Source organism: Pseudomonas sp. SJZ080 (assembly GCF_007828295.1).
In the GTDB taxonomy this organism is placed as follows: Bacteria; Pseudomonadota; Gammaproteobacteria; order Pseudomonadales; family Pseudomonadaceae; genus Aquipseudomonas; species Aquipseudomonas migulae_A.
In genome coordinates, this window is sequence record NZ_VIUK01000017.1 from 63,829 (window position 1) to 90,096 (window position 26,268).

26 protein-coding genes and 1 other RNA gene are annotated in these 26,268 nt (G+C 59.1%); 15 read left to right on the top strand and 12 right to left on the bottom strand.

Annotation, left to right across the window (positions count from 1 at the left end; genetic code table 11):
* Window positions 1–56 precede the first annotated feature (56 nt).
* The 3 genes from ubiD to FBY04_RS21075 all read left to right on the top strand — a co-directional run bounded on the left by ubiD (window position 57) and on the right by FBY04_RS21075 (window position 3,389).
* Entirely contained in the window at window positions 57–1,523 is a 1,467-nt protein-coding gene (ubiD, locus tag FBY04_RS21065) for a 4-hydroxy-3-polyprenylbenzoate decarboxylase (RefSeq protein ID WP_145316686.1), read from the top strand.
* Complete coding sequence (locus FBY04_RS21070) at window positions 1,523–2,491, top strand: CDP-6-deoxy-delta-3,4-glucoseen reductase (protein WP_084320294.1); 969 nt, start codon at window positions 1,523–1,525, stop codon at window positions 2,489–2,491. Before ubiD ends, FBY04_RS21070 begins: the two co-directional genes overlap by 1 nt.
* Before the next feature lie 229 nt (window positions 2,492–2,720).
* The gene (locus tag FBY04_RS21075) at window positions 2,721–3,389 is read left to right on the top strand and encodes a gamma-glutamylcyclotransferase (RefSeq protein ID WP_084320296.1); all 669 of its coding nucleotides are present in this window, start codon (window positions 2,721–2,723) and stop codon (window positions 3,387–3,389) included.
* On the opposite strand, the gene glpT is transcribed toward FBY04_RS21075, so the two are convergent.
* The gene (gene glpT, locus FBY04_RS21080) at window positions 3,365–4,714 is read right to left on the bottom strand and encodes a glycerol-3-phosphate transporter (RefSeq protein WP_145316688.1); all 1,350 of its coding nucleotides are present in this window, start codon (window positions 4,712–4,714) and stop codon (window positions 3,365–3,367) included. The genes FBY04_RS21075 and glpT overlap by 25 nt on opposite strands.
* Before the next feature lie 329 nt (window positions 4,715–5,043).
* Between glpT and FBY04_RS21085 the strand changes: the two genes are divergently transcribed.
* Window positions 5,044–5,661: an energy transducer TonB gene (locus tag FBY04_RS21085; protein ID WP_145316690.1), complete on the top strand. Its 618-nt coding sequence runs from the start codon at window positions 5,044–5,046 to the stop codon at window positions 5,659–5,661.
* 96 nt (window positions 5,662–5,757) lie between these two features.
* Here the strand turns inward: FBY04_RS21085 and FBY04_RS21090 are convergent, their stop codons facing one another.
* Window positions 5,758–6,735: an NADPH:quinone oxidoreductase family protein gene (locus FBY04_RS21090; RefSeq protein ID WP_145316692.1), complete on the bottom strand. Its 978-nt coding sequence runs from the start codon at window positions 6,733–6,735 to the stop codon at window positions 5,758–5,760.
* 150 nt (window positions 6,736–6,885) lie between these two features.
* Between FBY04_RS21090 and FBY04_RS21095 the strand changes: the two genes are divergently transcribed.
* Window positions 6,886–7,293 (top strand): flagellar basal body-associated protein FliL, encoded by a 408-nt coding sequence (locus tag FBY04_RS21095; protein WP_145316694.1) that lies wholly within the window; start codon window positions 6,886–6,888, stop codon window positions 7,291–7,293.
* A gap of 62 nt (window positions 7,294–7,355) precedes the next feature.
* Here FBY04_RS21095 and FBY04_RS21100 read toward each other — a convergent pair whose 3' ends face one another.
* The 4 genes from FBY04_RS21100 to FBY04_RS21115 form a co-directional block, all read right to left on the bottom strand.
* On the bottom strand, window positions 7,356–8,474 hold the full coding sequence (locus tag FBY04_RS21100; protein ID WP_084320304.1) for an ABC transporter permease: 1,119 nt from the start codon (window positions 8,472–8,474) through the stop codon (window positions 7,356–7,358).
* Window positions 8,474–11,197 carry a ribosome-associated ATPase/putative transporter RbbA gene (gene rbbA, locus FBY04_RS21105; protein ID WP_145316696.1) on the bottom strand — a complete coding sequence of 908 codons (2,724 nt, stop codon included), beginning with the start codon at window positions 11,195–11,197 and terminating at the stop codon, window positions 8,474–8,476. The genes FBY04_RS21100 and rbbA overlap by 1 nt, the downstream gene beginning before the upstream one ends.
* On the bottom strand, window positions 11,194–12,159 hold the full coding sequence (locus FBY04_RS21110; protein ID WP_084320307.1) for an HlyD family secretion protein: 966 nt from the start codon (window positions 12,157–12,159) through the stop codon (window positions 11,194–11,196). Before FBY04_RS21110 ends, rbbA begins: the two co-directional genes overlap by 4 nt.
* Before the next feature lie 129 nt (window positions 12,160–12,288).
* The gene (locus FBY04_RS21115) at window positions 12,289–12,738 is read right to left on the bottom strand and encodes an EVE domain-containing protein (protein ID WP_084320309.1); all 450 of its coding nucleotides are present in this window, start codon (window positions 12,736–12,738) and stop codon (window positions 12,289–12,291) included.
* Between the two features lie 201 nt (window positions 12,739–12,939).
* Between FBY04_RS21115 and FBY04_RS21120 the strand changes: the two genes are divergently transcribed.
* Window positions 12,940–13,092 (top strand): hypothetical protein, encoded by a 153-nt coding sequence (locus FBY04_RS21120; RefSeq protein WP_145316698.1) that lies wholly within the window; start codon window positions 12,940–12,942, stop codon window positions 13,090–13,092.
* Window positions 13,093–13,126: 34 nt separating this feature from the next.
* On the opposite strand, the gene FBY04_RS21125 is transcribed toward FBY04_RS21120, so the two are convergent.
* The 4 genes from FBY04_RS21125 to FBY04_RS21140 form a co-directional block, all read right to left on the bottom strand.
* Window positions 13,127–13,732: a 5-formyltetrahydrofolate cyclo-ligase gene (locus tag FBY04_RS21125; RefSeq protein ID WP_084320311.1), complete on the bottom strand. Its 606-nt coding sequence runs from the start codon at window positions 13,730–13,732 to the stop codon at window positions 13,127–13,129.
* Window positions 13,733–13,818: 86 nt separating this feature from the next.
* Window positions 13,819–13,997, bottom strand: a non-coding RNA gene (gene ssrS, locus FBY04_RS21130) — 6S RNA.
* A 30-nt stretch (window positions 13,998–14,027) separates the two neighbouring features.
* The gene (locus FBY04_RS21135; protein WP_017341388.1) at window positions 14,028–14,345 is read right to left on the bottom strand and encodes a cell division protein ZapA; all 318 of its coding nucleotides are present in this window, start codon (window positions 14,343–14,345) and stop codon (window positions 14,028–14,030) included.
* Window positions 14,342–14,551 carry a TIGR02449 family protein gene (locus FBY04_RS21140; RefSeq protein ID WP_003213954.1) on the bottom strand — a complete coding sequence of 70 codons (210 nt, stop codon included), beginning with the start codon at window positions 14,549–14,551 and terminating at the stop codon, window positions 14,342–14,344. The genes FBY04_RS21135 and FBY04_RS21140 overlap by 4 nt, the downstream gene beginning before the upstream one ends.
* 197 nt (window positions 14,552–14,748) lie before the next feature.
* On the opposite strand from FBY04_RS21140, the gene FBY04_RS21145 reads away from it, so the two are divergent.
* The 9 genes from FBY04_RS21145 to gcvH all read left to right on the top strand — a co-directional run bounded on the left by FBY04_RS21145 (window position 14,749) and on the right by gcvH (window position 24,156).
* Entirely contained in the window at window positions 14,749–15,309 is a 561-nt protein-coding gene (locus FBY04_RS21145) for a YecA family protein (RefSeq protein ID WP_084320313.1), read from the top strand.
* A gap of 27 nt (window positions 15,310–15,336) precedes the next feature.
* Window positions 15,337–16,671: a Xaa-Pro aminopeptidase gene (gene pepP / locus FBY04_RS21150; RefSeq protein ID WP_084320315.1), complete on the top strand. Its 1,335-nt coding sequence runs from the start codon at window positions 15,337–15,339 to the stop codon at window positions 16,669–16,671.
* Window positions 16,668–17,855: a 2-octaprenyl-6-methoxyphenyl hydroxylase gene (gene ubiH / locus FBY04_RS21155; RefSeq protein ID WP_084320316.1), complete on the top strand. Its 1,188-nt coding sequence runs from the start codon at window positions 16,668–16,670 to the stop codon at window positions 17,853–17,855. Before pepP ends, ubiH begins: the two co-directional genes overlap by 4 nt.
* The gene (locus tag FBY04_RS21160; protein WP_084320318.1) at window positions 17,848–18,333 is read left to right on the top strand and encodes a DUF4442 domain-containing protein; all 486 of its coding nucleotides are present in this window, start codon (window positions 17,848–17,850) and stop codon (window positions 18,331–18,333) included. Before ubiH ends, FBY04_RS21160 begins: the two co-directional genes overlap by 8 nt.
* A gap of 9 nt (window positions 18,334–18,342) precedes the next feature.
* On the top strand, window positions 18,343–19,560 hold the full coding sequence (locus FBY04_RS21165) for a 2-octaprenyl-3-methyl-6-methoxy-1,4-benzoquinol hydroxylase (RefSeq protein ID WP_178118306.1): 1,218 nt from the start codon (window positions 18,343–18,345) through the stop codon (window positions 19,558–19,560).
* Between the two features lie 160 nt (window positions 19,561–19,720).
* Window positions 19,721–20,725 carry an extracellular solute-binding protein gene (locus tag FBY04_RS21170; RefSeq protein ID WP_084320322.1) on the top strand — a complete coding sequence of 335 codons (1,005 nt, stop codon included), beginning with the start codon at window positions 19,721–19,723 and terminating at the stop codon, window positions 20,723–20,725.
* Window positions 20,726–20,866: 141 nt separating this feature from the next.
* The gene (locus tag FBY04_RS21175; RefSeq protein WP_145316702.1) at window positions 20,867–22,483 is read left to right on the top strand and encodes an iron ABC transporter permease; all 1,617 of its coding nucleotides are present in this window, start codon (window positions 20,867–20,869) and stop codon (window positions 22,481–22,483) included.
* Between the two features lie 156 nt (window positions 22,484–22,639).
* The gene (gcvT, locus tag FBY04_RS21180) at window positions 22,640–23,722 is read left to right on the top strand and encodes a glycine cleavage system aminomethyltransferase GcvT (protein ID WP_145316704.1); all 1,083 of its coding nucleotides are present in this window, start codon (window positions 22,640–22,642) and stop codon (window positions 23,720–23,722) included.
* A gap of 50 nt (window positions 23,723–23,772) precedes the next feature.
* A complete protein-coding gene (gcvH, locus tag FBY04_RS21185) occupies window positions 23,773–24,156 on the top strand; it encodes a glycine cleavage system protein GcvH (RefSeq protein WP_084320327.1) in 384 nt (127 codons plus the stop codon).
* A 112-nt stretch (window positions 24,157–24,268) separates the two neighbouring features.
* Here the strand turns inward: gcvH and FBY04_RS21190 are convergent, their stop codons facing one another.
* On the bottom strand, window positions 24,269–24,964 hold the full coding sequence (locus tag FBY04_RS21190; RefSeq protein WP_145316706.1) for a hypothetical protein: 696 nt from the start codon (window positions 24,962–24,964) through the stop codon (window positions 24,269–24,271).
* 207 nt (window positions 24,965–25,171) lie between these two features.
* Window positions 25,172–25,858 (bottom strand): hypothetical protein, encoded by a 687-nt coding sequence (locus FBY04_RS21195; RefSeq protein WP_145316707.1) that lies wholly within the window; start codon window positions 25,856–25,858, stop codon window positions 25,172–25,174.
* Between the last annotated feature and the right edge of the window lie 410 nt (window positions 25,859–26,268).

Sequence of the window (26,268 nt, forward strand, 5' to 3'; positions counted from 1 at the left end):
CTGTTTTAACGCCAGAGCAGGTAGGATGTACGCCTATTTTCGGGGTGGCATCTTCAATGAAATTCAAGGACCTTCGGGATTTCGTGCAGCAACTTGAGCAGCGCGGAGAGTTGAAACGCATCCAGATTCCCGTCTCTCCAGTGCTGGAGATGACGGAAGTCTGCGACCGCACGCTACGGGCCAAAGGCCCGGCACTGTTGTTCGAGAACCCCACCGGCTATGACATTCCGGTGCTTGGCAACCTGTTCGGCACCCCGGAGCGGGTCGCCATGGGCATGGGCGCCGAAGCGGTCAGCGAACTGCGCGAGATCGGCAAGCTGCTGGCGTTTCTCAAGGAACCCGAGCCACCGAAAGGCCTGAAAGACGCCTGGTCCAAGCTGCCGATCTTCCGCAAGATCATCGCCATGGCGCCCAAGGTCGTCAAAGACGCGGTGTGCCAGGAAGTGGTCATCGAAGGCGACGACGTCGACCTCGCGATACTGCCGGTGCAGACCTGCTGGCCCGGCGACGTCGCCCCGCTGATCACTTGGGGGCTGACCGTCACCAAAGGTCCGAACAAGGACCGCCAGAACCTCGGCATCTACCGCCAGCAAGTGATCGGGCGCAACAAGGTCATCATGCGCTGGCTGAGCCACCGTGGCGGCGCGCTGGATTACCGCGAGTGGTGCGAGAAACACCCCGGCCAGCCGTTCCCGGTGTCCGTGGCGCTCGGCGCTGACCCGGCAACTATCCTCGGCGCCGTGACGCCGGTGCCGGACAGTCTTTCCGAATACGCTTTCGCTGGTCTTCTGCGCGGTAACCGCACCGAACTGGTGAAGTGCCGCGGCAATGACCTGCAAGTGCCGGCCACCGCCGAAATCATCCTCGAAGGCGTGATTCATCCGGGCGAAATGGCCGACGAAGGTCCATACGGCGATCACACCGGTTACTACAACGAAGTCGACAGTTTCCCGGTGTTCACCGTCGAGCGCATCACCCATCGGATCAAACCGATCTACCACAGCACTTACACCGGCCGTCCGCCGGATGAGCCGGCGATCCTCGGCGTGGCACTGAACGAAGTGTTCGTGCCGATCCTGCAGAAGCAGTTCCCGGAGATCACCGACTTCTACCTGCCGCCCGAAGGCTGCTCGTACCGCATGGCCATCGTGACCATGAAGAAGTCGTATCCCGGCCATGCCAAGCGGGTAATGCTCGGTGTCTGGTCGTTTTTGCGACAGTTCATGTACACCAAGTTCGTTATTGTCACGGACGACGATATCAACGCACGGGACTGGAACGACGTGATCTGGGCCATCACCACGCGCATGGACCCCAAGCGCGACACGGTGATGATCGACAACACGCCGATCGACTACCTCGACTTTGCCTCGCCGGTCTCCGGCCTGGGTTCGAAGATGGGGCTCGATGCCACGCATAAATGGCCTGGCGAAACCACTCGCGAGTGGGGCCGGGTGATCGTCAAGGATGATGCCGTGACCCAGCGGATCGATGCCATCTGGAATCAGTTAGGAATAGATTGATGCGTGTAACCTTGCAGCCCTCCGGAGCGGTGCTTGAGATTCTGCCCGGCGAGCGGATTCTCGATGGCGCACGGCGTCTGGGCTATGAATGCCCGCAAAGCTGCCGCAACGGCAATTGCCACGTGTGCGCCGCGCTGCTGGTGGAAGGGCGGGTCGAACAGGAAGGCGGTGTGCGCGACCATGGCGAGTTCTACACTTGCATAGCAGAGCCGCTGGAAGACTGCATCGTGCTGTGGGATGGCGTGCTCGCGCTGGGAGAATTGCCGGTGCGCAGCTTGTCATGCCAGGTCATTGAGTGCGGGGACGTCGGCGGCGATACCTGGCGTGTGCGTCTGCGAGCACCGGCCGGCAAGCCACCGCGTTATCACGCCGGTCAGTACCTGTTGATCGAGCGTGAAAACGGCGAAAAGTCCGCCTTTTCCCTGGCCTCGGCCCCCCATGCGGGGCGTGATCTGGAAATCCATGTGCTGGCGCGCGAAAGCAGTGCGCTGAGCCTGATCGAACAGCTGCAACGCAACCCGATGGTGCGGATCGAAATGCCATTCGGCGACACCCATTTGGCGGAACTGCCGGACGGTCCGTTGGTGCTGATCGCCGCGGGTACGGGCATGGGCCAGATCCACAGCCTGATCGAACATTGCCGGGCCTCGGGCTTCAAGCATCCGGTGCATCTGTATTGGGGGGTGCGTCGTCCCGAAGACTTTTATGAAATCGAACATTGGGACGAGTGGCTGAAATTGCCCAATCTGTTCCTGCATAAGGTCGTCAGCGATCAATGTGGCTGGCCCGGGCGTTGCGGCATGCTGCATGAAGCGGTGTGTGAGGATTTCCCGGACCTGAAGTCCTTGCACGTGTATGCCAGCGGCTCTCCTGCCATGGTGTATGGCACGCTGGATGCGCTGGTTGAAGCCGGGATGGATGCTCATCAGATGCGCGCGGATGTGTTTGCGTACGCGCCTAGATCCTGATGATGCCCCCCTGTAGGAGCAAGCTCGCTCCTACAGGCATATAACTTCATATATAGCCGATCGGTATTTATACATTTCTATAAATACCGGTAAGTTATATCTAATTCAGGCAATTATCTAAAACTGTGCCATGGCACTTAAATTGCCTTAAAACATATGTGCCTTATTGTTACAGCGGTGCGTTCTATTAAGTAATTCATTACCCGCGGGGAGCTGAACGCTATTCGCCATGAGCGCCATTGAATCTGCTTTTATGAATCTGGCTTACCCTCCGCGGCTCGATCTGGGGCCGCAGCTTACGCACGAACAATTGCTCAGCTCGATGCAGTCGACCATGGCGCGCCACAAGGGTGGGCCGGTCTGGCTGTTCGCTTATGGTTCGCTGATCTGGCGCCCTGAATGCCCCGCAGTCGAACGCGTTCGCGGCCGGGTGCATGGTTATCATCGCGGTTTGTATCTGTGGTCCCACGAACATCGCGGTACACCGGAAGTGCCGGGGCTGGTGTTTGGTCTGGATCGCGGCGGCTCTTGCAGCGGCTTCGCCTATCGTTTGCCCGAAGAACAACTCGAAGCGTCCCTCTACGCACTGTGGCAACGCGAAATGCCATTTCCGTCTTATCGCCCACACTGGCTCAACTGCCGACTCGAAGACGGAAGCCAGGTTCAGGCATTGGGATTCGTGTTGGAGCGCCACCTGCCCAGCTATGCCGGCAACTTGCCGGATCACGTGCTGAGCCATGTGTTCGAAAACGCTTGCGGGCGTTACGGCACCACTCGCGATTATGTCGAGCAGACCGCCAACGCCCTGCGTAGCCACGCCATGCCAGACCGGAATCTGGAGGCGCGGCTCAAGCGTTGCAAATCAAAAGCCGATCAGGCGATGGCTTCGCGGGTCTGACTGGCGACTTGCTTGTGCCACAAGGTTGGCGCAAGGAACGCCATCGCCAGCAGGCATGCGCCGATCAGCAAGACGAAACCGCCGTCCCAGCCGAAATGGTCCACGGTGTAGCCCATCGCTGCACTGGCCGCGACTGAACCGCCCAGGTAACCGAACAGACCGGTGAAACCCGCTGCCGTACCGGCGGCTTTCTTCGGCGCCAGTTCCAGCGCTTGCAAGCCGATCAGCATCACCGGGCCGTAGATCAGGAAACCAATCGATATCAGCGCGATCATGTCGACCGTCGGGTTGCCGGCCGGGTTGAGCCAATAGACCAGCGTCGCCACAGTCACCAACGCCATGAACACCATGCCGGTCAGGCCACGGTTGCCACGGAAGATCTTGTCCGACATCCAGCCGCACAACAGTGTTCCGGGAATACCTGCCCACTCGTAGAGGAAATACGCCCACGAGGTTTTATCCACGCTGAAGCCCTTGGCTTCCTTGAGGTAGGTCGGTGCCCAGTCCAGCACGCCGTAACGCAGCAGGTAGACAAAGACGTTAGCCATGGCGATGTACCAGAGCATTTTGTTGCGCAGCACGTATTTGACGAAGATTTCCTTGGCGCTGAATTCTTCTTCGTGACTGGCGTCGTAGCCTTCCGGGTAATCGTTCTTGTACTTCTCGATCGGCGGGAGGCCAACCGATTGTGGCGTGTCACGCATGGTGGCGAAAGCGAACACCGCGACGGCCATGGCCACAGCAGCCGGCACATAGAACGCTGCGTGCCAGTCATTGAACAGGCCCATACCCAGCAGGAACAGCGGACCGATCAGGCCACCACCCACGTTATGCGCCACGTTCCACAACGACACCACGCCACCGCGTTCCTTCTGCGACCACCAATGCACCATGGTCCGCCCACTCGGCGGCCAACCCATGCCCTGCGCCCAGCCATTGATAAACAGCAGGATGAACATGATGGTCACGCTGGACGTGGCCCAGGGCGCGAAACCGAAAATGAACATGACGCCGGCCGAAACCAGCAAACCGAATGGCAGGAAGAAGCGCGGGTTGGAACGATCGGAAACAATGCCCATCAGGAACTTGGACAAGCCGTAGGCGATAGCAATGGCCGACAACGCCAGGCCCAGCTCACCGCGGGTATAACCCTCTTCGATCAGATAGGGCATGGCCAGCGAGAAGTTTTTGCGCAGCAGGTAGTAACCCGCGTACCCGATGAATATGCCGGCGAAGATCTGCCAGCGATGGCGTCGGTAAGCGCTGTCTATTTTGTCTTCAGGCAATGGAGCCTGATGTGTGGCAGGACGAAAGAAAGCAAACATTCAAGAGCTCCAGATTTCTTGTTTTGACTGCGGATGCGAATGTTACAGTTTCATTACCGAAAATAGCATCGGTTCGCATCGACAAACAGCGGAAATGTTGGAGATCGCATGTTCTTTTACGAACATGTCGCTCAGGTATAAATGAAGGGCGCTGTGGGAATTGTTACCTGGCGATCCTTGATGACGCGGTTCTGTCCAGAGTAAGGCAGGGCTTTGGGAAATGTCCTTCGTTTGAATGGGAAGTCGCGGCGTTATGTAAAAAGCCATCGAGCCTTAACCTTTGTGCTGATGCCAGGTCTGGCTTTTCAGTGGTGAAGGGAGTGGGGTTTATGCGGTGGTTTGTGTTGGCGGTTTTATGTGTGATTTCCAGCGGCGTCAGCGCTGGCCCGGTAATCCTCATTCCGGCGGATAATCCCAAGCCGAAGTATCCCAGGGCGCTTTACCTGACAGGTATCACGGGTGACGTTCGGGTCGGCCTGACCGTCAGCGCCGATGGATCAGTCAACAAGGTGAGGGCTTTCCCAGGAGATGCTCACGCCGAGCTTGTGGAAGCCTCTCTGACGGCGGTCAACCGATGGCGATTCAAGCCATGGGACGTCAATGGCGACAGACCGGCAGAGATCGAGGTTATTCTGCCAATGTCCTTCAGGCTGGACAGCAATTTGCCGATCGATGCTAACGAAGAGCTGAAGCAACTGACTTGTGGAGACGTCAGCAGGGAAGCACGGCACTTCGCAGATAATTTCTGGCTGGATATGGTGGTATTCAGGTACACCCGCAGTTATCTGACCCACTCGATTGCATCTGAGCAATTGCCGAAGGCGGAGCGACTGGCTCTCATCGCAAAACTCAACAAAAGTGTCCCTTCAATTATTCGCCGTTGTAATTCGCATCCGGCGTCGCGCTATGTGCATTTTCTTCCAGAGGAAATTCGAGAGTTGCTTTAACTGCAAACATGGAGCGCTGAGTGTTTTCCAGTGGCGTATCAAAAAGGCCAGAACAACCTCCTCAGTTGTTCTGGCCTTTTTTGTGTCAGCGACGGCTCAGCGAACCTGCACCACCACTTTCCCGACCGCCTTGCGCTGGCCAAGATCGTTGATCGCCTGCGCCGCATTGCTCAGCGGATACACCTGCGACACCAGCGGCTTCAATTTGCCCTCGGCGAACCAGCCAAACAGCTGCTGGAAATTCGCCGCATTGTCTTGAGGTTGACGCTGGGCAAACGATCCCCAGAACACGCCAACCACCGCTGCGCCCTTGAGCAGGGCGAGGTTCACAGGAAACTCCGGAATGCGTCCGCTGGCGAAGCCGACCACCAGCAACCGGCCATTCCAGGCGATGGCGCGGATGGCCTGGTCGAACAGGTCGCCGCCGACCGGGTCGTAGATCACGTCCGCGCCCTGGCCATCGGTCAGGCGTTTGATTTCGTCCTTGAGGCTGGTTTCGGTGTAGTTGATCAGTTCGTCGGCGCCGGCCGCCTTGGCCACGGCCAGTTTTTCGGCGCTGCTGGCGGCGGCGATCACCCGGGCGCCCATGGCTTTGCCGATTTCCACGGCGGCCAGGCCGACACCGCCAGACGCACCCAGCACCAGCAGGGTTTCACCCGGTTGCAGGTTGCCCCGTTGCTTGAGCGCGTGCATCGACGTGCCGTACGTCATGCTGAAAGCAGCAGCGGTGTTGAAGTCCATGGAGGGCGGGATCGGCAGCACGTTGTAGCCCGGGACCGCGACCTGCTCGGCGAAACTCCCCCAGCCGGTCAGGGCCATGACCCGGTCACCGACTTTCAGGTGGTTGACCTTCTCGCCAACCGCGCTGACGACGCCGGCCGCTTCGCCGCCCGGGGAAAACGGGAAGGGCGGCTTGAACTGGTATTTGCCCTCGATGATCAGCGTGTCCGGGAAATTCACCCCGGCGGCGTGCACGTCCAGCAGGATTTCATTCTTCTTCGCGACAGGGCTGGCGACCTCTTCCAGCACCAGCGATTCGGCAGGGCCGAAGGCTTTGCACAGCACGGCTTTCATCAGGGCTATTCCTTTGGGAGTGATGGCCGATAAGTGTAGGTGTGTGAGTCGACGGGTCAACGAGCATGCCCCGCCCTGATAGTCAGCCATAAGCTTGTGCTTGCGCGGCGGGTCGTTATGCTAGGCCGCAAACCGGATAAGGAGTGAATTGTGAAAACGTGGATCATGTTGTTGCTGGCCCTGTCTCTGCCTGTGGCAGCCGTGGCTGAAGAAACCAAAGAAGGTGCTGCCCCGAAGGTTAACTACATCACCCTGAGCCCGCCGTTTGTGGGTAACTACGGGCTGGACGGTTCGCAGAAGCTCAAGGTCTACAAGGCTGATGTGGCACTGCGGGTGACTGGCGATGAAGCGACGCAGCTGGTGAAAGCCAACGAGCCGTTGATCCGCAACCAGTTGGTGGCGTTGTTTGCGCAGCAGACGACCGAGGCGATGAACAACGTCGAAGCCAAGGAAAAGCTGCGTCAGGAAGCCTTGAAGCAGACCCAGCAGATCATGAGCGATGAAACCGGCAAGCCGGTGGTCGAGGACTTGTTGTTCAACAACCTCATCATTCAGTAAGGCCTTTGCTGTCCGGGTGGGCCCCTTCGCGAGCCATCTCGCGATAGGGGCGACACGGTCTTTCAGGACGCCAGGCTCTTGCGAAATCGCATCAGCGCAATCGCGAAAAACAGCAGGCCGATGGCCGTGAGCGCCAGCAAATCGGGCCAGACGACAGTGATGCCGGCGTCGCGAAACAATATCGCAGCGCTAAGACTGACAAAATGCGTCGACGGCGAGCCCTGCATCACCCACTGCAGCCATTGCGGCATGCTGTCCAGCGGCGTGCTGCCACCGGACAGCAGCAACATCGGAATGATCACTGGAATCGCCAGCAGACCGAATTGGGGCGTCGAGCGAGCCAGGGTCGCGAGAAAAATCCCCAGCGCCGTGCTGGCGAACAGATAAACCGCGGTCACCATTAAAAACAGGCTCAGGGAGCCGGCCAGCGGCACGCCTAGCGCGCCTTTGACAATGACCTCCAGCGACAGCCAGGTGCACAGCACCACCACCAGCATGTTGCTCCAGATTTTCGCCAGCATGATTTCAAGTGCCGTCAGCGGCAGCACCAGTAAATGGTCGAGGGTGCCGTGTTCGCGCTCACGCAGCAGTGCGGTGCCAGTCAGGATGATGGCGAGAATGGTGATGTTGTTGACGATCTGGATCACCGCCAGAAACCAGCCGCCTTCCAGATTGGTGTTGAACAGCGCGCGAGTGGTCAGCAGCGCCGGTGTTTTACTCGCCATATCGCCCTGGCCGCTGTAATTCAACAGTTCGCGCTGGAAAATTCGTCCTATGTAGCCTGCTCCCATGAACGCCTGACTCATGGCGGTGGCGTCGACGTTGACTTGCACGGCGGGCTGACGACCGGCCAGCAGATCCGTCTGAAAACTCGCCGGTACATTGATGACAAAGGTGTACTTGCCGTTGTCCATGACCTGGTCCAGTTGCCCATAGGGCAGCGGGACCGGGCGTTGGAATTCCGGAGGTTGCAGCGCCTGCGCCAGTTGTCGCGACAGCAGGCTGTGATCTTCGTCGACGATGGCCACACTGGCGTTATGCACGCCGATCACCGAGCCCGCCGCCGGCATGTAGATCGCTACCGTAAAGGCGTAAAAGAGGAACAGTAGCAGCACGCTGTCATGCCGCAGGCTGGTGAGTTCCTTGAGGCCCAGGCGCAGGATGTGCGCGAGCTTATACATCAGGCCTCCTGCTTTTTCAGCATGACCAGGCTGAGCCCGGTGAATGCGAGAAAGAACCCGAACAATGCGAGGCATTGCAGCCATAACTGTCGCAGGTCCAGCGCTTTGGTAAACGTGCCGACGGCGATGTCGAGGAAGTAACCTGCTGGAAACAGCATCCCCATCACTGCCGCCGCACCTTCGAGGGATGAACGCGGCACGATCAGTCCGGAAAACTGGATGGTCGGCAGGCTGGTGATGATCATGGTGCCGAGAATGGCGGCGATCTGGGTTCGGGTGAATGCCGAGATCAACAGGCCCATGCTGGTTGTCGCCAGCACATACAGGAGCCCGCCGAAAGCCAGCGTCAGGATGCTGCCCTTGAACGGCACCCCGAACAGCCATCGGTTCATCGCGACCAGTACCGCGAGGTTGATCAGGCTGACAGCCAGATACGGTGCCTGTTTGCCCAGCAGAAACTCGAGTCGGGTCAGCGGCGTGGCATAGAAGTTGGTGATTGACCCCAACTCCTTCTCGCGCACGATGCCCAGCGCCGTCAGCATGGCCGGGATGAACGCCAGGATCAGCGCCATGACCCCGGGGCCGATGGCGTTGACGCTGACCACGTCCTGGTTGTAGCGGAAGCGGGTTTCCAGTCGGGCGGCAGCTGGCCGGTTCAGCGCGGGGCTGCTCTGTTCGGCCAATTGTTCGATATTGGCCTGGTGCACGGCTTCGACGTAGTTACGGCTGGTCTCGGCGCGAAACGGCATGCCGCCATCGAGCCAGGCCGCCACGGCCGGTTGGCGCCCGGCGTACAGATCCCGGCCAAAACCGGGCGGTATCTCTAGCGCCAGTTTGATTTCCGAGCGCTGAAGGCGGCGATGCAGCTCTTTGGCATCGCCGATGGGGGGCTGTTCGTCGAAGTACCTAGAGCCGCGAAAGGCTTCCAGATAGGCGCGGCTCTGTGGCGTCTGATCCTGGTCATAGACGGCGAAGGCGAGTTTCTCTACGTCCAGAGAAATGCCATAGCCGAAGATCACCATCATGAAAATGGCCCCAAGCAAGGCGAAGGCCATCCGCACTTTATCGCGCAGCAGTTCCTTGCCTTCACGACTCGCCACCGCCAATAGGCGTCCTGGGCTGAAGCCGCGTTCCTTGGTTGGCACCGCCGGCATGGCGGGCGCATTCGCAGGCTCTGACGGTTTTGAGGGTTCGGGGGTTTCCTGGGCCTGTTCCAGGCACGTGACGAATGCAGCTTCCAGTGTCTCGCCCTTGTACTGCTGTTGAAGCGCTGTAGGCGTATCGCAGGCAAGCACTTTGCCCGCGTGCATCAGCGAGATGCGATCGCAACGCTGGGCTTCGTTCATGAAATGGGTGGAGAGGAAAATCGTCACGCCTTGCTCGCGCGACAGCTCGATCAGCAGTCGCCAAAAGTCGTCCCGTGCCGCCGGATCGACGCCGGAAGTCGGTTCGTCGAGGATCAACACTTCCGGGCGATGCAGCACCGCCACCGCCAGTGACAGCCGTTGGCGCAAGCCCAGAGGCAGCGCCCCGGACGGCTGATCGCAAACGCTGCCCAGATTGAAGCGCTGGATCAGCTCGTCAATGCGTTGTGCGCTGTCGGTTTTTGGCAAATCGAACAGCCGTGCGTGCAAATCCAGGTTTTGCCGCACGCTGAGTTCGCCATACAGCGAGAAACTCTGGGACATGAACCCGACCCGTTTACGGGTGGCCAGGTCCTTGGCATTCACCGGGTTGCCCAGCAACGTGGCACTGCCTGCACTGGCGGGCATCAGCCCGGTGAGGACTTTCATGGTGGTGGTCTTGCCGCAGCCATTGGAGCCGAGGAAGCCGAAAATTTCGCCGCGACCGATGGCAAAGCTGACGTTGTCTACCGCTGTGAAGTCGCCGAAACGCAGGGTCAGATCGTGGGCTTCGATGGCAATGTCGGAGGTGGTGCCGGTGCGAGGAGGGATCACCAGGGGCTGATTGTCGTGGCTGCTGTCGCCCTGATAGTGGGTGAAGGCTTCATCGAGTTTGCCGCTCGAGGTGACTGCCGCCAATTCCTTGCTCAAGCCCGTGGCAATCAGCTTGCCGCCATCGAGCATCAGGCAATGTTCGAACTGCTCGGCCTCTTCCATGTACGCGGTGGCGACCAGCAGTGTCAGTTGCGGCCGCTGACGCCGCACATCGTCTATCAACTCCCAGAAATGCCGGCGGGACAAGGGGTCGACGCCGGTGGTCGGTTCGTCGAGGATCAGCAGGTCCGGCTCATGGATCAACGCACAACACAGGCCCAGCTTCTGTTTCATGCCGCCGGACAGTTTGCCCGCGGGGCGATCGGCAAAACGCAGAAGGTCGGTGGCCAGTAACAAATTGCGCATGCGCTGATTGCATTCGGCTTTTGACAGGCCAAACAGGGTGGCGAAAAAGTGGATGTTCTCGCTGATCGACAACTCGGGATAAAGGTTGCCGCCCAAACCTTGGGGCATGAAGGCGATGCGCGCATAGAGGGTGTTGCGATGGCGGCGATCCTGGATCGAGCCGCCGAGCACCTCCAGTTGTCCTTGCTGCAGCGTTTTCACCCCGGCGATCAGCCCCAGCAGGCTCGATTTGCCGGCGCCATCGGGGCCGATCAAGCCGCAACGGGTCCCGGCGGGCAGGCTGAACGCGATGTCACTCAGCGCCTGTTGTTTGCCGTAGCGGTGATTGATCCCGGTCGCTTGAACCGCCAGGCCAGTCATTGCAGATTGGCCGGCCAGCCAACAGGGGCGGTGCGCACATAGCCGGCGCCGGGCATGCCGGGTTTGGCCTGGGGCACGGCACTGGGATCCGTCAGGCGTAACTTGACGCGGAATACCAGTTTTTGCCGCTCGTCGCGAGTCTCGACTTCTTTAGGGGTGAATTGCGACTTGGCTGCCACAAAGCTGATTTTTGCCGGCAATGGGTGATCAGGCAGGGCATCGAGCATAACCCGCGCTTCGTCGCCCACTGCCAAGCGTCCGGTTACGGAGGCCGGGAGGTAGAGGTTCATGTATTGATCGTTCGGGTCGATCAGCAGCAATACGCGCCCGCCGGCACCCAACACTTCGCCGGGCTCGGCCATGCGCAGCTGGATCACCCCGTCGATAGGGGCTCGCAAACTGCTGTCATCGATTTCGCTGGTCAACTGTGCGACTTGTGCCTGAGCGGCGCCAATCGCCGCACCCACCGCGGACACTTGCGCGCGAGCGGCAGTGACGGCGGCATTGCCCGTGCCGATACGCGCCTGCTGTTGATCGATGATCTGACCGCTGACGAAACCATGCTTGAACAGCGCCTGGGAGCGATTGAGTTCCTGTTGAGCGAGCAGTTGCTCGCTCAGGCGCAATTGCACGTTGGCTTGTGCGGCGGCGAGGTTTTCCCGGGCGCGCAACACTTCTGCTTCCGCCTGGCTGCGTTGGGCTTCTAGGGTGCGAGTGTCCATCCGGGCCAGCAGTTGGCCCTTGGTGACTTTGTCGCCTTCATCGACCAGCACCTCGGCCAGTCGCCCTGGTGTTTTGCTGGCGATCTGCACTTCGGTGGCTTCGAGGCGGCCGTTGCCGACATACAACCCTTCGGGCAGACGGTCATGCATCGATTTCCAGTAGCCAAAACCGCCGGCGGCCAGCAGCAGAACCATTAAAGAGCTGGCGAAAAAAATCGAAGAGCGGCTGTGCGTAGACATGCGAGCATCCTGCGTATGTTACGTACTAGTCTGACTGATCAAACGCCAAGGCGATTTGATGCCAGTCAACTGAGGGTCAAACCTAACCCTATTGAGGGGGAAAGAGAATGACCGGTAGTTCTGCTGTATTTAACGTAAATCGAGGACCGCCGCCCATTGCCCGGCGGTTACCGGCATCACTGACAGCCGCGAACCTTTCTGCACCAAGGGCATCTCGGCCAGCGCTGTTTGTTGTTTCAGGTAGTCGAGTTTCAGGACGTTCGCGAACGTTTCGACGTGGGCCACATCAATCGCGCTCCAGGCGTTTTTCTCGACGGTGGCCTTCGGGTCGTAGTAATGACTCTCCGGCTCCAGCGCTGTCGGGTCGGGGTACGCGGCTTTGACTATTTTCCCGATGCCGGCAATTCCGGGCTCGGGGCAGCTGGAATGATAAAAGAAGAACTCGTCGCCGACCGCCATGGCCCTCAGAAAATTCCGCGCCTGATAGTTGCGAACCCCGTCCCAGCGAGCGGTGCCAAGCTGCTCCAGACCTTTGATCGAGAGCTCGTCGGGCTCGGATTTCATCAGCCAATAGGCCATGGTTTTTGCTCCTTGCGAGTCAGGTGGACATGTTGTCAGGCAATTTTATGACAAACCGACAGTCGGTTGACGCCAGCGTTTGCGTGTCGGTTCACGTTGTCGCAAAATGCCGGCCTTCTAAGCTTGACGCTGCTGCACGGCCTACACCTACAACGGAAACCGCTGCTGTCATCGTGTTGATGTGCCTTTGGGGGGCAATCGATGAAACGCAAACCGGATTTACTATGGATATTGGTTATTTTGTTCGGCCTTGGCGTCGTGACCACTGGCTATGCCCAAAGCCTGTGGAGCAACAAGACCGATGCGCCGGTTGACATCGCGCAGCAACAACAGCCGTCTGCCTTCAAACGCTGAGCCTGCTTTTCGACGCCGCTGACTCCAGTGGCGTCTAGCCTGCGTAATACCAGGCCTTGTCCGTCACCGTTCCTTGCAACGGCACATCCCAGCTCGCTTGAGCCAAGCGTTCGACCTTCTGACATTCATGGGCCAGCCCCAACAGCGTCGGTTTGCGCCAGTTTTTGCGTCGCGCCAGGTACGCCAGGCTTCGATCGTAGAAGCCGCCGCCCATGCCGAGTCGGCCGCCAACATCATCGAATCCCACCAAGGGCAACAGCACCAGGTCGAGCGCCCAGACTTTGCGTTGCCTGGCGAGGTTATGCCTGGGCTCGAGAATGCGAAAACGGTTGGGCCTGAGTTTTTCGCCTGGACGAATCCGTTGGAACACCATTTTGGTGCGTGGCCAGGCGCTGAGCACTGGAAGGTAAGTCGCCTTGCCTCGCCGTTGAGCGGCGCGCAGCAACAGGCGCGGGTCGATTTCACCGTCGGTGGGCAGGTACAGGGAGATATGTTTTGCGCGGCGGAACAATGGCTGCTGAGCCAATTGCTTGTACAACCCGCGAGCGGCCTGGCGCTGCTGACTGGCGGTCAGTGCGCGGCGGGCCTTGCGCAGCATGCGTCGAAGTTGCGGGCGGGGCAGCAGCGCAGGTTCGGTCATGGGTTCGGGCTTCGGCAGTGCGGGTACACAAAGCGTACCCGTAAAAAAGCCGATGCCGGTATTTAAACCGGCATCGGACTGGAATCAGGCTCCCCGGATGAACCGCTGCTGACTTAGCCCTTGAACCCGAAAGTTCAAGGTGGAAGATGCAGTAGGCTTTAAGGCTTTCCGTCTAGCGGACATGCACACCAGCCCAACGTGCAACTTCCAGGGTAGTGCGAATCGGCTCAGGGACGTGGTCAACTGGCAAGCACCCCAGGGAGTGCTGCGAGTATAACCCAAGCGGTTCGACGAATCAGCCCTTGGTGACGTCCGGATCGGTGGCGAGCACCAGATCGACGCGATCCAGCAGGTCGCGCACCTGCTCACGGGTCGAGCCGCTGACCTGCACATCCGGACTTTCTTGCTTGTGCAGAAGGTCGTGCGTGATGTTCAGCGCGGCCATCACGGCGATGCGATCGGCGCCAATGACTTTGCCGCTGCTGCGGATTTCGCGCATCTTGCCGTCCAGGTAGCGGGCAGCACTCACCAGATTGCTGCGTTCTTCCTGGGGGCAGATGATCGAATATTCTTTGTCGAGGATCTGCACGGTAACGCTATTGCTTGAACTCATGAGTCTTGCTCCAGGGCCTTGAGGCGCGAAATCATCGATTCGACCTTACGCCGCGCGATTTCGTTTTTTTCAATGAGGTGCGCGCGTTCCTCGCGCCAGGTCTTTTCCTGAGCTAATAGGAGTCCGTTTTGACTCTTAAGTTGCTCGACCCGATTAATAAGCAGTTCGAGTCTGGCCATCAGCGCTTGCAGGTCGGTGTCTTCCATTGTGTCCACTGAAAATGTCTGATGGGTGTTGAACTGCAGGGCGAGCTTGCTCGCGATGGTCGCCAACGATAACGCTGGGTCCCTGACACCCGCGGCGTTCTGGGCTTCATCGCGAGCAAGCTCGCTCCTGCAGAGGAGTCGATGTAGGATACAAGGCCTTCATTCTAGACATAGCGCCGTCTGGCGCCTAGCTGCCCATGCCCATTCAGAATTCTCCGTACCAAGCCTTTGCCACCCTGCTGACTTCCAGCGGTCATAACGTCTCGCCTGCCGAACTGCATGGCTTGCTGCTCGGGCGCAGTTGCGCCGGTGCCGGCTTCGATGCCGAAGGCTGGCTGGTCGATGCCGCCGAGCTGCTCGAAGGCGAGCCGCAAGACAACGTTCGCAATGCCTTGATCGGCCTGCAAGAGATGGTCAAGGGCGAGCTCACCGGCGACGACGTGACCGTCGTTCTGCTGCTGCCGACCGATGACGAACCGCTGGCTGATCGCGCCGCTGCACTGGGCCAATGGTGCCAGGGCTTCCTCAGCGGTTTCGGCCTGAACTGCCGTGACAGCAGCATGCTGAGCACCGAGGCTACCGAAGTGTTGCAGGATCTGGCGGCCATCGCCCAGGTACAGGACGCGCTGGAAGAGTCCGATGACGGCGAAAGCGACTACATGGAAGTCATGGAATACCTGCGTGTCGCGCCGTTGCTGCTGTTCTCCGAAACCAAAAAGCCGGACGCGTCGGCTGCCGCCAAACCGTCGTTGCATTAATCGCGAGCCAGGAAAAGCCATCTGCCCATGATTCATATCCCGAAATCGGAATACAGCCGTCGCCGCAAGGCCTTGATGGCGCAGATGGAACCCAACAGCATCGCCATTTTGCCCGCCGCCGCGGTCGCCATCCGCAATCGTGATGTCGAGCACGTTTACCGCCAGGACAGCGATTTCCAGTACCTCAGCGGTTTCCCTGAGCCACAAGCCGTTATCGTGCTGATGCCGGGCCGTGAACATGGCGAATACCTGCTGTTCTGCCGTGAACGCAACGCCGAGCGAGAACTCTGGGACGGCCTGCGTGCCGGTCAGGAAGGCGCGATCCGCGACTTCGGTGCTGACGACGCTTTCCCCATTACCGACATCGACGACATCCTGCCGGGCTTGATTGAAGGCCGCGACCGGGTGTATTCGGCCATGGGCAGCAACCCGGAGTTCGATCGACACCTGATGGACTGGATCAACGTGATCCGCTCCAAGGCGCACCTCGGCGCCCAGCCGCCGAACGAATTCGTTGCGCTGGATCATCTGCTGCACGACATGCGTCTGTATAAATCGGCGGCAGAAGTGAAGGTGATGCGCGAAGCCGCGCGGATTTCCGCTCAGGCGCATATCCGAGCGATGCAGGCCAGCCGGGCCGGGTTGCATGAGTTCAGCCTGGAAGCGGAGCTCGATTACGAGTTTCGCAAGGGCGGGGCGAAGATGCCGGCCTATGGTTCGATCGTCGCGGCGGGGCGCAACAGCTGCATCCTGCATTACCAGCAGAACGACGCCGTGCTCAAGGACGGCGATCTGGTGCTGATTGACGCCGGTTGCGAGATCGACTGCTACGCCAGCGACATCACCCGCACCTGGCCGGTCAATGGCAAGTATTCCGCGGAACAGAAGGCGATCTACGAGCTGGTGCTGGCTTCGCAAGAAGCGGCATTCGCCGAAATCGCCCCGAACAAACACTGGAACCAGGCGCACGAAGCCACGGTTAAAGTCATCACTGCCGGGCTGGTGAAACTGGGCTTGTTGCAGGGCGACGTCGACGAGCTGATCGCCAGCGAAGCCTATAAAGCGTTTTACATGCACCGCGCCGGCCACTGGCTGGGCATGGATGTGCATGACGTCGGCGAGTACAAGGTCGGCGGCGAATGGCGCGTGCTGGAGGTCGGCATGGCGCTGACCGTGGAACCGGGGATCTACATTGCCCCGGACAACCAGAACGTAGCGAAGAAATGGCGCGGCATTGGTGTGCGCATCGAGGACGACGTCGTGGTGACCAAAACCGGCTGTGAAATCCTGACCAGCGGCGTACCGAAAACGGTCGCCGAGATCGAGGCATTGATGGCTGAAGCGCGGACAAAAGCGGCATGAGTCGAGTCAATCTGGCAATCATCGGTGGCGGCCTGGTTGGCGCGAGCCTGGCGTTGGCGTTGCAGGCGGGAGCCAAGGCTCGCGGCTGGAAGATCGTGCTGATCGAACCGTTCGCCCCCGGCCACACTTACCAACCGAGCTACGACGCCCGTTCTTCGGCGCTGTCCTATGGCGCCAAGCAGATTTATCAACGGTTGGGCGTGTGGCAGGAAATCTCCCGCCGCGCCGAGCCGATCAAGCAGATTCACGTCTCCGACCGTGGTCGTTTCTCCACCGCGCGATTGTCGGCGATGGAAGAGGGCGTGCCGGCGCTGGGCTATGTGGTGGAAAACGCCTGGCTCGGCCAATGCCTCTGGCAAGGTCTGGACAAGGATGTGGTCACCTGGCGCTGCCCGGCGGAAGTCACGCGCATGGAGCCGCTGACCGATGGCTATCGCCTGACCCTCAATGATGAAACCACCCTGGAATGCGACCTCGCCGTGCTGGCGGATGGCGGCCGCTCCGGCCTGCGCGAGCAACTGGGGATTGGTATCAAAAAACGCCCGTACAACCAGAGCGCGCTGATCGCCAACATCACCCCGAGCGAAGCGCACAACGGCATGGCTTTCGAACGTTTCACCGACGAAGGCCCGATGGCGTTGTTGCCGCTGCCGGAAAACCGCTGCGCCCTGGTCTGGACCCGTCTGGGCATGGACGCACAACGGTTGGCCGCCCTCGATGAACGCAGCTTTCTCAGCGAATTGCAGGGCGTGTTCGGTTATCGCCTCGGCACCTTGAAGCAGGTCGGCGCGCGGCATCTTTATCCGCTGACACTGATTGAAGCCGAGGAGCAGGTGCGTCCGCATCTGGCGGTTCTCGGCAATGCCGCCCACAGCCTGCATCCGATTGCCGGCCAGGGTTTCAACCTGTCCCTGCGTGATGCGCAGGCGTTGGCGGATGCGCTGCTGGCGAGCGAGAAAGCCCCCGGCGACTTTGCGACCTTGCAGGCTTACCGCGAGCGCCAGCGCCTGGATCAGAACCTGACCGTGGGCTTTTCCGATCAGGTCACGCGATTGTTCGGCAGTACTCAACCACTGGTCTCGCTAGGTCGAAACATTGGCCTGCTCGGCCTCGATCTGCTGCCGCCGGCCAAGCGCTGGTTCGCCCGGCAGGCCATGGGCCTGGGTACGCGTCCCGATGCTTAAGTGGCTGACGAGTACGTTCGGCAAAGCACGTTTGATGCGCTGGTTCATGACGTTCTACCCGCCGTACCTTGGCGCGGGGGTTCGCGTGCGGCACATCAGCGATGATTTTCGGGACATCAAGGTGTCCATGGGATTGGGTTGGTACAACCGCAACTACGTCGGCACGCAGTTCGGTGGCAGCCTGTATTCGATGGTTGATCCGTTCTATATGTTGATGCTGATGGAAAACCTCGGCCGTCGGTTCATCGTCTGGGACAAATCCGCGGACATCGATTTCATCTCGCCGGGCAAAGGCCCGGTATTCGCCAGCTTCAGGATCGATGAAGCCTTGCTCGACGAGATCCGCCAGCAAACGGCGAACGGCGAAAAATACCTGCCGCAATTGCAGGTCGATATCCACGACGGCGCCGGCACCTTGGTGGCGCGGGTCCAGAAAACCCTTTACGTGCGGCTCAAGCCGCAAGCGAGACAGGCTTAAAGCATGGAAATGCGCGCAGATCTGCTGATTGTCGGGGCCGGAATGGTCGGCAGCGCCCTGGCGTTGGCGTTACAGGACAGCGGGCTGGAAGTCCTGCTGCTGGACGGCAGCCCGATGAGCGTCAAACCCTTCGACGGGCAGGCGCCGTTCGAACCGCGAGTGAGCGCCTTGTCGGCCGCCAGTCAGCGAATTCTCGAGCGGCTGGGAGTCTGGGATGGCATCGCCAGCCGGCGCAGCAGTCCTTACACCGACATGCACGTCTGGGACGGCAGCGGCACCGGGCAGATCCACTTCTCGGCCACCAGCGTTCACGCCGATGTGCTCGGGCATATCGTCGAGAACCGCGTGGTTCAGGACGCCTTGCTCGACCGCTTGCACGACTGCGACCTGGGAATGCTGGCCAATGCGCGTCTGGAGCAGATGCGCCGCTCCGGCGACGACTGGCTGCTGACCCTCGCCGATGGCCGCACCCTGCGTGCGCCGTTGGTGATCGCGGCGGACGGTGCCAACTCGGCGGTGCGGCGCCTGACCGGCGTGGCCACGCGCGAGTGGGATTATATGCACCACGCAATCGTCACCAGCGTGCGCAGCTCACAACCTCATCAAATGACGGCCTGGCAGCGGTTCACCGATCACGGCCCATTGGCGTTTCTGCCGCTGGAGCGGGACGGTCGCCAGGATTGGTGTTCGATCGTCTGGTCGACCACGCCGAGTGAGGCTGAACGCTTGATGGCGCTTGATGATGAAGACTTCTGTCGCGAGTTGGAGCAAGCCTTTGAAGGCCGTTTGGGTTCGGTGCTGAGCGCCGATCCGCGTCTTTGCGTGCCGCTGCGGCAGCGCCATGCAAAGCGCTATGTGGCTGAGGGCCTGGCGCTGATCGGCGATGCGGCGCACACCATTCACCCATTGGCCGGGCAGGGCGTGAACCTCGGCTTCCTCGATGCCGCCGTGCTCGCCGAAGTGCTGCTGCAAGCGGCTGAACGGGGTGAGCGGTTGTCGGAGATGAAAGTGTTGAGCCGCTACGAGCGTCGGCGCATGCCGCACAATTTGGCGTTGATGGCGGCGATGGAAGGCTTTGAGCGTTTGTTCCAGGCCGATCCGTTGCCGGTGCGCTGGTTGCGTAATGCCGGCTTGAAGATGGTTGATCAGATGCCGGAGGCCAAAGCGTTGTTTGTGCGTGAGGCGTTGGGGTTGATCGGGGATCTGCCGGCGCTTGCCAAGGCCTGAAGTGGGCGCGCTCCTGTGGCGAGGGGATTTATCCCCTCGCCACGGGGCAGCCACTCTGATCGTGCAACATCTGGTAACGCCTCCGCAAACTGATCGATTGAGAACGTAAATGTGAGTCCTTATCATTTGCCCTCACTTTTCAAATCGAGAGATCGCTCCCATGTTGGCACCGAAGCGTCTACTGACCGCACTCGCTCTGACTCTGATTGGCAGCACTGCCGCCCAGGCCGCTGCCGAAGTGGTGGTTTACTCCTCGCGTATCGACGAGCTGATCAAACCGGTGTTTGATGCCTACACCGCGAAAACCGGCGTGCAGGTGAAGTTCATCACCGACAAGGAAGCGCCGCTGATGCAGCGCATCAAGGCCGAGGGCGAGAATGCCACCGCCGACCTGCTGCTGACCGTCGATGCCGGCAACCTGTGGCAAGCCGAGCAGATGGGCATCCTGCAACCCTTCACTTCGAAAACCATCGACGCCAACATCCCGCTGCAATACCGCGCGGCTTCTCATGCCTGGACCGGCCTGAGCCTGCGGGCGCGAACCATCGCTTACTCCACGGACCGGGTGAAGCCGGGCGAGTTGACCACTTACGAAGGTCTGGCCGACAAGAACTGGGAAGGCCGCCTGTGCCTGCGTACGGCGAAGAAGGTCTACAACCAGTCCCTGACTGCCACCATGATCGAAGTGCATGGCGCCGACAAAACCGAGAAGATTCTCAAGGGTTGGGTCAACAACCTGTCCACCGACGTGTTCTCCGATGATGTCGCGGTATTGGAAGCCATCAACGCCGGCCAATGCGATGTCGGCATCGTCAACACTTACTACTACGGCCGTCTGCACAAGCAGAAACCTGACCTGGCGGTGAAGCTGTTCTGGCCTAACCAGGCTGATCGTGGCGTGCATGTGAACCTGTCGGGCATCGGCCTGACCAAGTACGCGCCGCACCCGGAAGCCGCCAAGGCTCTGGTGGAGTGGATGACCACGCCTGAGGCGCAGAAGATCTTTGCCGACGTGAACCAGGAGTTCCCGGCCAACCCTGCGGTGACGCCGTCCGCGGAAGTCGCCGCCTGGGGCAAGTTCGTCGCCGATACGTTGCCTGTGGAAGTCGCCGGTAAACGTCAGGCCGAAGCGATTCGCTTGATGGATCGAGCTGGCTGGAACTGAGTCTGCTGCTTTAAAGAGCAAAAGGTCGCAGCTTTCGGCAGTTCCTACCGGGTGTACACCATCCCAATGTAGGAGCTGCCGAAGGCTGCGATCTTTTTGCGTTTTCCCTACACTTCACGATTTCCCTGCGAGAGACCGTCCTTGGCCCACCCCGCCCAACGCCGCTGGTATCCCCTGGTCTTCGTCATTGCTGCGCTGGTCCTGCTGCCCCTCAGCGTTTTGCTGATGTCCTGGCAAACCATCGATCATCAAATATGGTCCCACCTCTGGGACACCCAGTTGCCGCGGCTGCTGGGCAACACGCTGACCCTGGTACTCGGCGTCGGTGCCGGTGTAACGCTGTTGGGCGTCAGTCTCGCCTGGCTCACCAGCCTCTGTGAATTTCCCGGTCGACGCTGGCTGGATTGGGCGTTGATGCTGCCGTTCGCCATTCCCGCCTACGTGCTGGCTTTCGTTTTCGTCGGCCTGCTGGATTTCGCCGGCCCCGTGCAAACCCTGATGCGCGAATGGTTCGGCACTGGCCTGCGGTTGCCGCGAGTGCGCTCCACGGGCGGTGTCATCCTCGTTCTGGTGCTGGTCTTTTATCCCTACGTTTACCTGTTGGCCCGCACCGCGTTCCTGGCGCAGGGCAAAGGCCTGATGGAAGCGGCGCGAGTCCTGGGGCAATCGCCGTGGCAAGCGTTCTGGCGAGTCGCCTTGCCGATGGCGCGGCCGGCCATCGGTGCTGGCGTTGCGCTGGCGCTGATGGAAACCCTGGCGGATTTCGGGGCCGTGTCGGTGTTCAATTTCGACACCTTCACGACCGCTATCTACAAGACCTGGTACGGATTCTTCAGCCTCTCCACCGCCGCGCAACTGGCCAGTTTGTTGCTGCTGGTGGTGATGGTCGTGCTGTACGGCGAGCGCCGTGCCCGTGGCGCCAATCGAGCGAGCAATGAGCGGCCGCGGGTCAAGGCGTTGTATCACCTGCGTGGCTTCAAGGCGTTGGCGGCGATGAGTTGGTGCGGGCTGGTGTTTGCCTGCGCCTTCGTCATTCCGGTGCTGCAACTGGTGGTGTGGTTCTGGCAGCGCGGCCGTTTCGACCTGGATGAGCGGTACACCGGGCTCATTGTCCATACGCTGTATCTGGGCGGCATGGCGGCGTTGATCACTGTCAGTGTGGCGCTGGTGCTGGCGTTTGCCCGGCGCCTGGCGCCAACCCGGGCGATTAGTTCCGGTGTCAGCCTGGCCAACCTCGGCTATGCGTTGCCGGGTTCGGTGCTGGCGGTGTCGATCATGCTGGCCTTCAGTTATCTGGATCGCGAGCTGGTGATTCCGCTGTCGGGATGGTTGGGCGGAGCCGGAAAACCGTTGCTGTTGGGCAGTCTGTCGGCCTTGTTGCTGGCCTATCTGGTGCGTTTCATCGCGGTAGCTTATGGGCCACTGGAAAGCAGTTTGGCGCGAATACGGCCATCTTTGCCCGAAGCGGCACGTAGCCTTGGGGTCAGTGGGCCACGACTGTTTTTCAAAGTGTATCTGCCGTTATTGCTGCCCGGCACGTTGAGTGCTGCGCTGCTGGTGTTTGTCGATGTGCTCAAGGAAATGCCCGCAACCCTGCTGATGCGCCCGTTTGGCTGGGACACGCTGGCCGTGCGCATCTTTGAAATGACCAGCGAAGGCGAGTGGGCGAGGGCATCGTTGCCGGCGTTGACGCTGGTTCTGGTCGGGTTATTACCGGTCATCGGATTGATTCGACGTTCGGCGCATCGAAACACCTAGGTGTCAGTCCTACACCTTGAGGCTACAATGCGCGGCATTCGGTGCGGTCCGTCCTACAGACCCGTTCGCTGAAATCGGCTGAAAGCCTTCTATTTCAAGGCTTTCACCCCGTGCAGCATCGGCCCGCACCCTCGCCACGCCCGGAAGGAGAAACCCATGGGACAGCGTACGCCTCTGTATGACCTTCATCTCGCCCTCGGCGCGAAGATGGTCGATTTTGGCGGTTGGGATATGCCTCTGCATTACGGCTCGCAGGTCGAGGAACACCATCAGGTGCGCCGCGACTGCGGGGTTTTCGATGTATCCCACATGACCGTGATCGATGTCAGCGGCGCTCAGGCCAAAGCCTGGCTTCAGCATTTGCTGGCCAATGACGTCGAGCGTCTGCACAGCTCCGGCCGTGCCTTGTACAGCACCATGCTCAACGAGCATGGCGGCATCGTCGACGACATGATCGTCTATCGCCTCGACGACGGTTATCGCCTGGTGGTCAACGCCTCCACGCGTGATCAGGACCTGGCCTGGATGCAGGCGCACCTCGACGGCTTCGATGTGCAGCTCAACGAGCGCGCCGAGATGGCGATGCTGGCCATTCAAGGCCCCCATGCCCGACACAAAATTTCCGAGCTGGTCACCCAGTCTCGCGGCAACCTGATCCAGTCGCTCAAGCCGTTCGAAGGCCAGCCCGACGGTGACTGGTTCATCGCACGCACGGGGTATACCGGCGAAGACGGCCTGGAAATCATTCTGCCAGCCAATCAGGCCCCGGGTTTTTTCAACGATCTGGTGGGTGCAGGCATCTCGCCAATTGGCCTCGGGGCACGGGATACGCTGCGTGTCGAAGCCGGCATGAACCTGTACGGTCAGGACATTCATCAGGACGTTTCACCGCTGGCCTCGAACATGGCCTGGAGCATCGCCTGGGAGCCGGCGTCGCGTCAGTTCATCGGCCGCGATGCACTCGAAGCTGAACGGGCGGGCGGCGTGAAGCACAAACTGGTCGGTCTGGTCCTTGAAGAGCGCGGGGTTTTGCGCGCTCATCAAGTGGTTCGCATCGCCAATGTTGGCGAAGGGGAGATCACCAGTGGTAGTTTCTCTCCTACGCTTAGCAAGTCGATTGCACTGGCGCGCGTGCCGATGGCGACTGCCGACCGCGCAGAAGTGGAAATCCGTGGCAAATGGTACCCGGTCCGAGTGGTCAAACCGACCTTCGTACGCCATGGCAAAACCTTGATCTAACCTTTTCTGGCGGGCAACGACCGCTGACAATTTTCTTGAGGACACAGAATATGAGCGATATCCCTGCCGACCTGCGTTTTGCCGAAAGTCACGAATGGGCCCGTCTGGAAGCCGATGGCACCGTCACCGTGGGCATCAGCGATCACGCTCAGGAAGCCTTGGGCGATGTGGTATTCGTTGAGTTGACCGAAGTCGGAACCGTCTTCGCTGCCGGTGGTCAATCCGGCGTGGTTGAGTCGGTCAAAGCCGCGTCCGACATCTACTCCCCGGTTGCCGGTGAAGTGATTGCGATCAACGAAGAACTGAGCGCTAATCCGGAACTGCTCAACTCCGACCCGTACGGTGCCTGGATCTTCAAACTCAAGCCAAGCAACGCTGGCGATCTGGACAAGCTGCTCGATGCAGCGGGCTACAAGGCCGCCATCGGCGAGTAAACATCGCCAAAAGCGATCCGTACAAGAGCGCCGCGTTTTCCTTTCCTGGAGAACGCGGCGTTTTTGTTTTATGCCGTGTGGTGAGGTATTGCTGTGACGGTTTGCTGACCATTCATGCCGCCATTGCTACCGCTTTGTTTACCCTGGCGTGAAGCGCCGTTATTTGGTCTGCTGTCAGACGTATTGCCGGTTCGCCCGGAACCCAGGCACCACTGTCGTTGTAGGTGATCGTTTTGGATTCTCCGTCATTGACCGTAACGACGTAAGCGTTGGATACATTGCCTGGGATTAAAGAACCCGTCACTTGGGTTGTGCCGAACCATAGTTGAAACTGGTTTTTTGGCGTCATGGTCGTTGCACCGATACTCATTCCGCCTGAACAGTTCACCCAAATACAATAACCTTTGGAGTCCAGCAAAATTTCCCGAGGGTTGGCCGGTAATTGGTTGTTGATTAAAATATCTTCAGGGATACCGCCATTTGTGGCGGGGCTGAATACACCATATTCATCGAGTGTCGTTTTTTGTCCGGTATTGATGGGACGATTTTTACCTCCTGAAGTGAATGTAATATCACCTTCTTGCATTGGTGTGTTTGTAAAGTTGACCATGAAAGAGGGGGTGGATATGTCGAATGTATTTTTGTATTGATAACTGGAGTTGTTTGTTGTGGCTTTGGGGAGCCTTGCTGACCATATGACGGTAAAGCTGTTGTTTACCATTTTTGCCAGATAAAGACTGTGGTTGTTGATTTTTTGGGCGATCAGTTGTGCCTCTTCGATATAAACAATAATTTGTTGTTGGCTCATGGCTGTTTTCCATTCATCCAGCGGAGTATTTTATGGTGGGCTTCCAGGCTCACCTGATTCGCTGTGGCGTTTGTACTGTCAATAAAAAACCCTGTAGATCCAGGATTTACAGGGTTTTTTGAACATGTTTGCGCGTTCAAGACTGTCAACGGTAAGACGAAGTGCTTTCAGTCCATTGTGCAAACGGTGCTCGATTCGCCCTCCATGCTATGCCGCTACTCTGCTCTCCACTCGGGCATGCAGCGCCGCGACTTCCTTGTCGCTGAGGCGTTTGGCCGGCTCGCCAGTCACCCAGTCGCCTTCGTTGTTATAGGTGAGGATGAAGCTGTCTCCGGCCTTCAAGGTTGCCACATAGGGATTGGATAGATTTTGGGCAATCAGCGAGCCTGTTTGTTGAAGGTTTCCGAACCACAGTTGGTATTGGTCTAATGGTGTCAGCGTAGCGGTGCCGATGTTCATGCCACTCTGGCGATTGACCCAGATATTATTGCCCTTGGAATCCAGCAGTATCTCGTGGGGATTGCCTTTCAGTTCGTTGTTGATAAGAATTTCTGATTTCACGCCGCCGTTTCTGGCTGGTGAAAAAACACCGTATTCATCGAGCGTTGTCGTTTGGCCGGTAGTGATGGGCAGGTTTTTACCACCGGAGGTAAAGGTGACATCGCCTTGTTTGACCGAATCGTTCGTAAAGTTGACATTGAAGGACGGTGTCGTGATATCGAACGTGTTTTTGTACTGATAGCTAGGATTGCGGGTGGTGGCCACCGCGCCTTTTGATTGCCAGATAACAGTAAAATCTTCATTTACCTTTTTGGCTAGATAAAGGCTGTAGCCGTTTTCTTTTTGGGCAATCAGTTGATCTTCTTCGATGAACAAGATTATTTGCTGGCTCATTTTTGAACTCCATTTCATTTCGAATAAAGCGTAGCTTGAGTTGTTTGTAACTGGGTAGTGGCTTTTTGGTTCCGTTGCCCAGTCCTCAACAAACATAGCATGCGGATTATTGCGCTATAGATCTATTGGCTATGGTTTGATTCTATCTATCGCGATTGGTTTTTTAAGAGTTTGGCTGTTTTAATAAGTGTTGGTTTTTCACCTGTTTGCAAGCGCCGTTGCGCGAGTACTTACGAAGGGTTTTATTTTTGGCGAGTAAGAATAACTATTTATAACTATCGGCGATGCATATATCGCTGGAATGAAAGAGCCTCAAAGTCTTGCGTGTTTTGTATGCTTCAGGGATGGGCCGCGTCCTAAGACGCCATGCCGCGCGCAGGAGAGCTATGCTGGTTTGACCGAGCTGCATC

Excerpts from the sequence above, each read along its gene's own strand:
- FBY04_RS21090 (WP_145316692.1), bottom strand. The coding sequence starts at position 6,735 with ATGAAAGCCGTGCTGTGCAAAGCCTTCGGCCCTGCCGAATCGCTGGTG.
- ubiH (WP_084320316.1), top strand. The coding sequence starts at position 16,668 with ATGAGTCGAGTCAATCTGGCAATCATCGGTGGCGGCCTGGTTGGCGCG.
- FBY04_RS21195 (WP_145316707.1), bottom strand. The coding sequence starts at position 25,858 with ATGAGCCAGCAAATAATCTTGTTCATCGAAGAAGATCAACTGATTGCC.
- gcvT (WP_145316704.1), top strand. The coding sequence starts at position 22,640 with ATGGGACAGCGTACGCCTCTGTATGACCTTCATCTCGCCCTCGGCGCG.
- FBY04_RS21170 (WP_084320322.1), top strand. The coding sequence starts at position 19,721 with ATGTTGGCACCGAAGCGTCTACTGACCGCACTCGCTCTGACTCTGATT.
- gcvH (WP_084320327.1), top strand. The coding sequence starts at position 23,773 with ATGAGCGATATCCCTGCCGACCTGCGTTTTGCCGAAAGTCACGAATGG.
- FBY04_RS21145 (WP_084320313.1), top strand. The coding sequence starts at position 14,749 with ATGCCCATTCAGAATTCTCCGTACCAAGCCTTTGCCACCCTGCTGACT.
- FBY04_RS21115 (WP_084320309.1), bottom strand. The coding sequence starts at position 12,738 with ATGGCCTATTGGCTGATGAAATCCGAGCCCGACGAGCTCTCGATCAAA.
- pepP (WP_084320315.1), top strand. The coding sequence starts at position 15,337 with ATGATTCATATCCCGAAATCGGAATACAGCCGTCGCCGCAAGGCCTTG.
- FBY04_RS21125 (WP_084320311.1), bottom strand. The coding sequence starts at position 13,732 with ATGACCGAACCTGCGCTGCTGCCCCGCCCGCAACTTCGACGCATGCTG.
- FBY04_RS21140 (WP_003213954.1), bottom strand. The coding sequence starts at position 14,551 with ATGGAAGACACCGACCTGCAAGCGCTGATGGCCAGACTCGAACTGCTT.
- FBY04_RS21075 (WP_084320296.1), top strand. The coding sequence starts at position 2,721 with ATGAGCGCCATTGAATCTGCTTTTATGAATCTGGCTTACCCTCCGCGG.
- ubiD (WP_145316686.1), top strand. The coding sequence starts at position 57 with ATGAAATTCAAGGACCTTCGGGATTTCGTGCAGCAACTTGAGCAGCGC.
- rbbA (WP_145316696.1), bottom strand. The coding sequence starts at position 11,197 with ATGACTGGCCTGGCGGTTCAAGCGACCGGGATCAATCACCGCTACGGC.
- FBY04_RS21100 (WP_084320304.1), bottom strand. The coding sequence starts at position 8,474 with ATGTATAAGCTCGCGCACATCCTGCGCCTGGGCCTCAAGGAACTCACC.
- FBY04_RS21120 (WP_145316698.1), top strand. The coding sequence starts at position 12,940 with ATGAAACGCAAACCGGATTTACTATGGATATTGGTTATTTTGTTCGGC.
- FBY04_RS21165 (WP_178118306.1), top strand. The coding sequence starts at position 18,343 with ATGCGCGCAGATCTGCTGATTGTCGGGGCCGGAATGGTCGGCAGCGCC.
- FBY04_RS21190 (WP_145316706.1), bottom strand. The coding sequence starts at position 24,964 with ATGAGCCAACAACAAATTATTGTTTATATCGAAGAGGCACAACTGATC.
- FBY04_RS21110 (WP_084320307.1), bottom strand. The coding sequence starts at position 12,159 with ATGTCTACGCACAGCCGCTCTTCGATTTTTTTCGCCAGCTCTTTAATG.
- FBY04_RS21135 (WP_017341388.1), bottom strand. The coding sequence starts at position 14,345 with ATGAGTTCAAGCAATAGCGTTACCGTGCAGATCCTCGACAAAGAATAT.
- FBY04_RS21085 (WP_145316690.1), top strand. The coding sequence starts at position 5,044 with ATGCGGTGGTTTGTGTTGGCGGTTTTATGTGTGATTTCCAGCGGCGTC.
- glpT (WP_145316688.1), bottom strand. The coding sequence starts at position 4,714 with ATGTTTGCTTTCTTTCGTCCTGCCACACATCAGGCTCCATTGCCTGAA.
- FBY04_RS21160 (WP_084320318.1), top strand. The coding sequence starts at position 17,848 with ATGCTTAAGTGGCTGACGAGTACGTTCGGCAAAGCACGTTTGATGCGC.
- FBY04_RS21070 (WP_084320294.1), top strand. The coding sequence starts at position 1,523 with ATGCGTGTAACCTTGCAGCCCTCCGGAGCGGTGCTTGAGATTCTGCCC.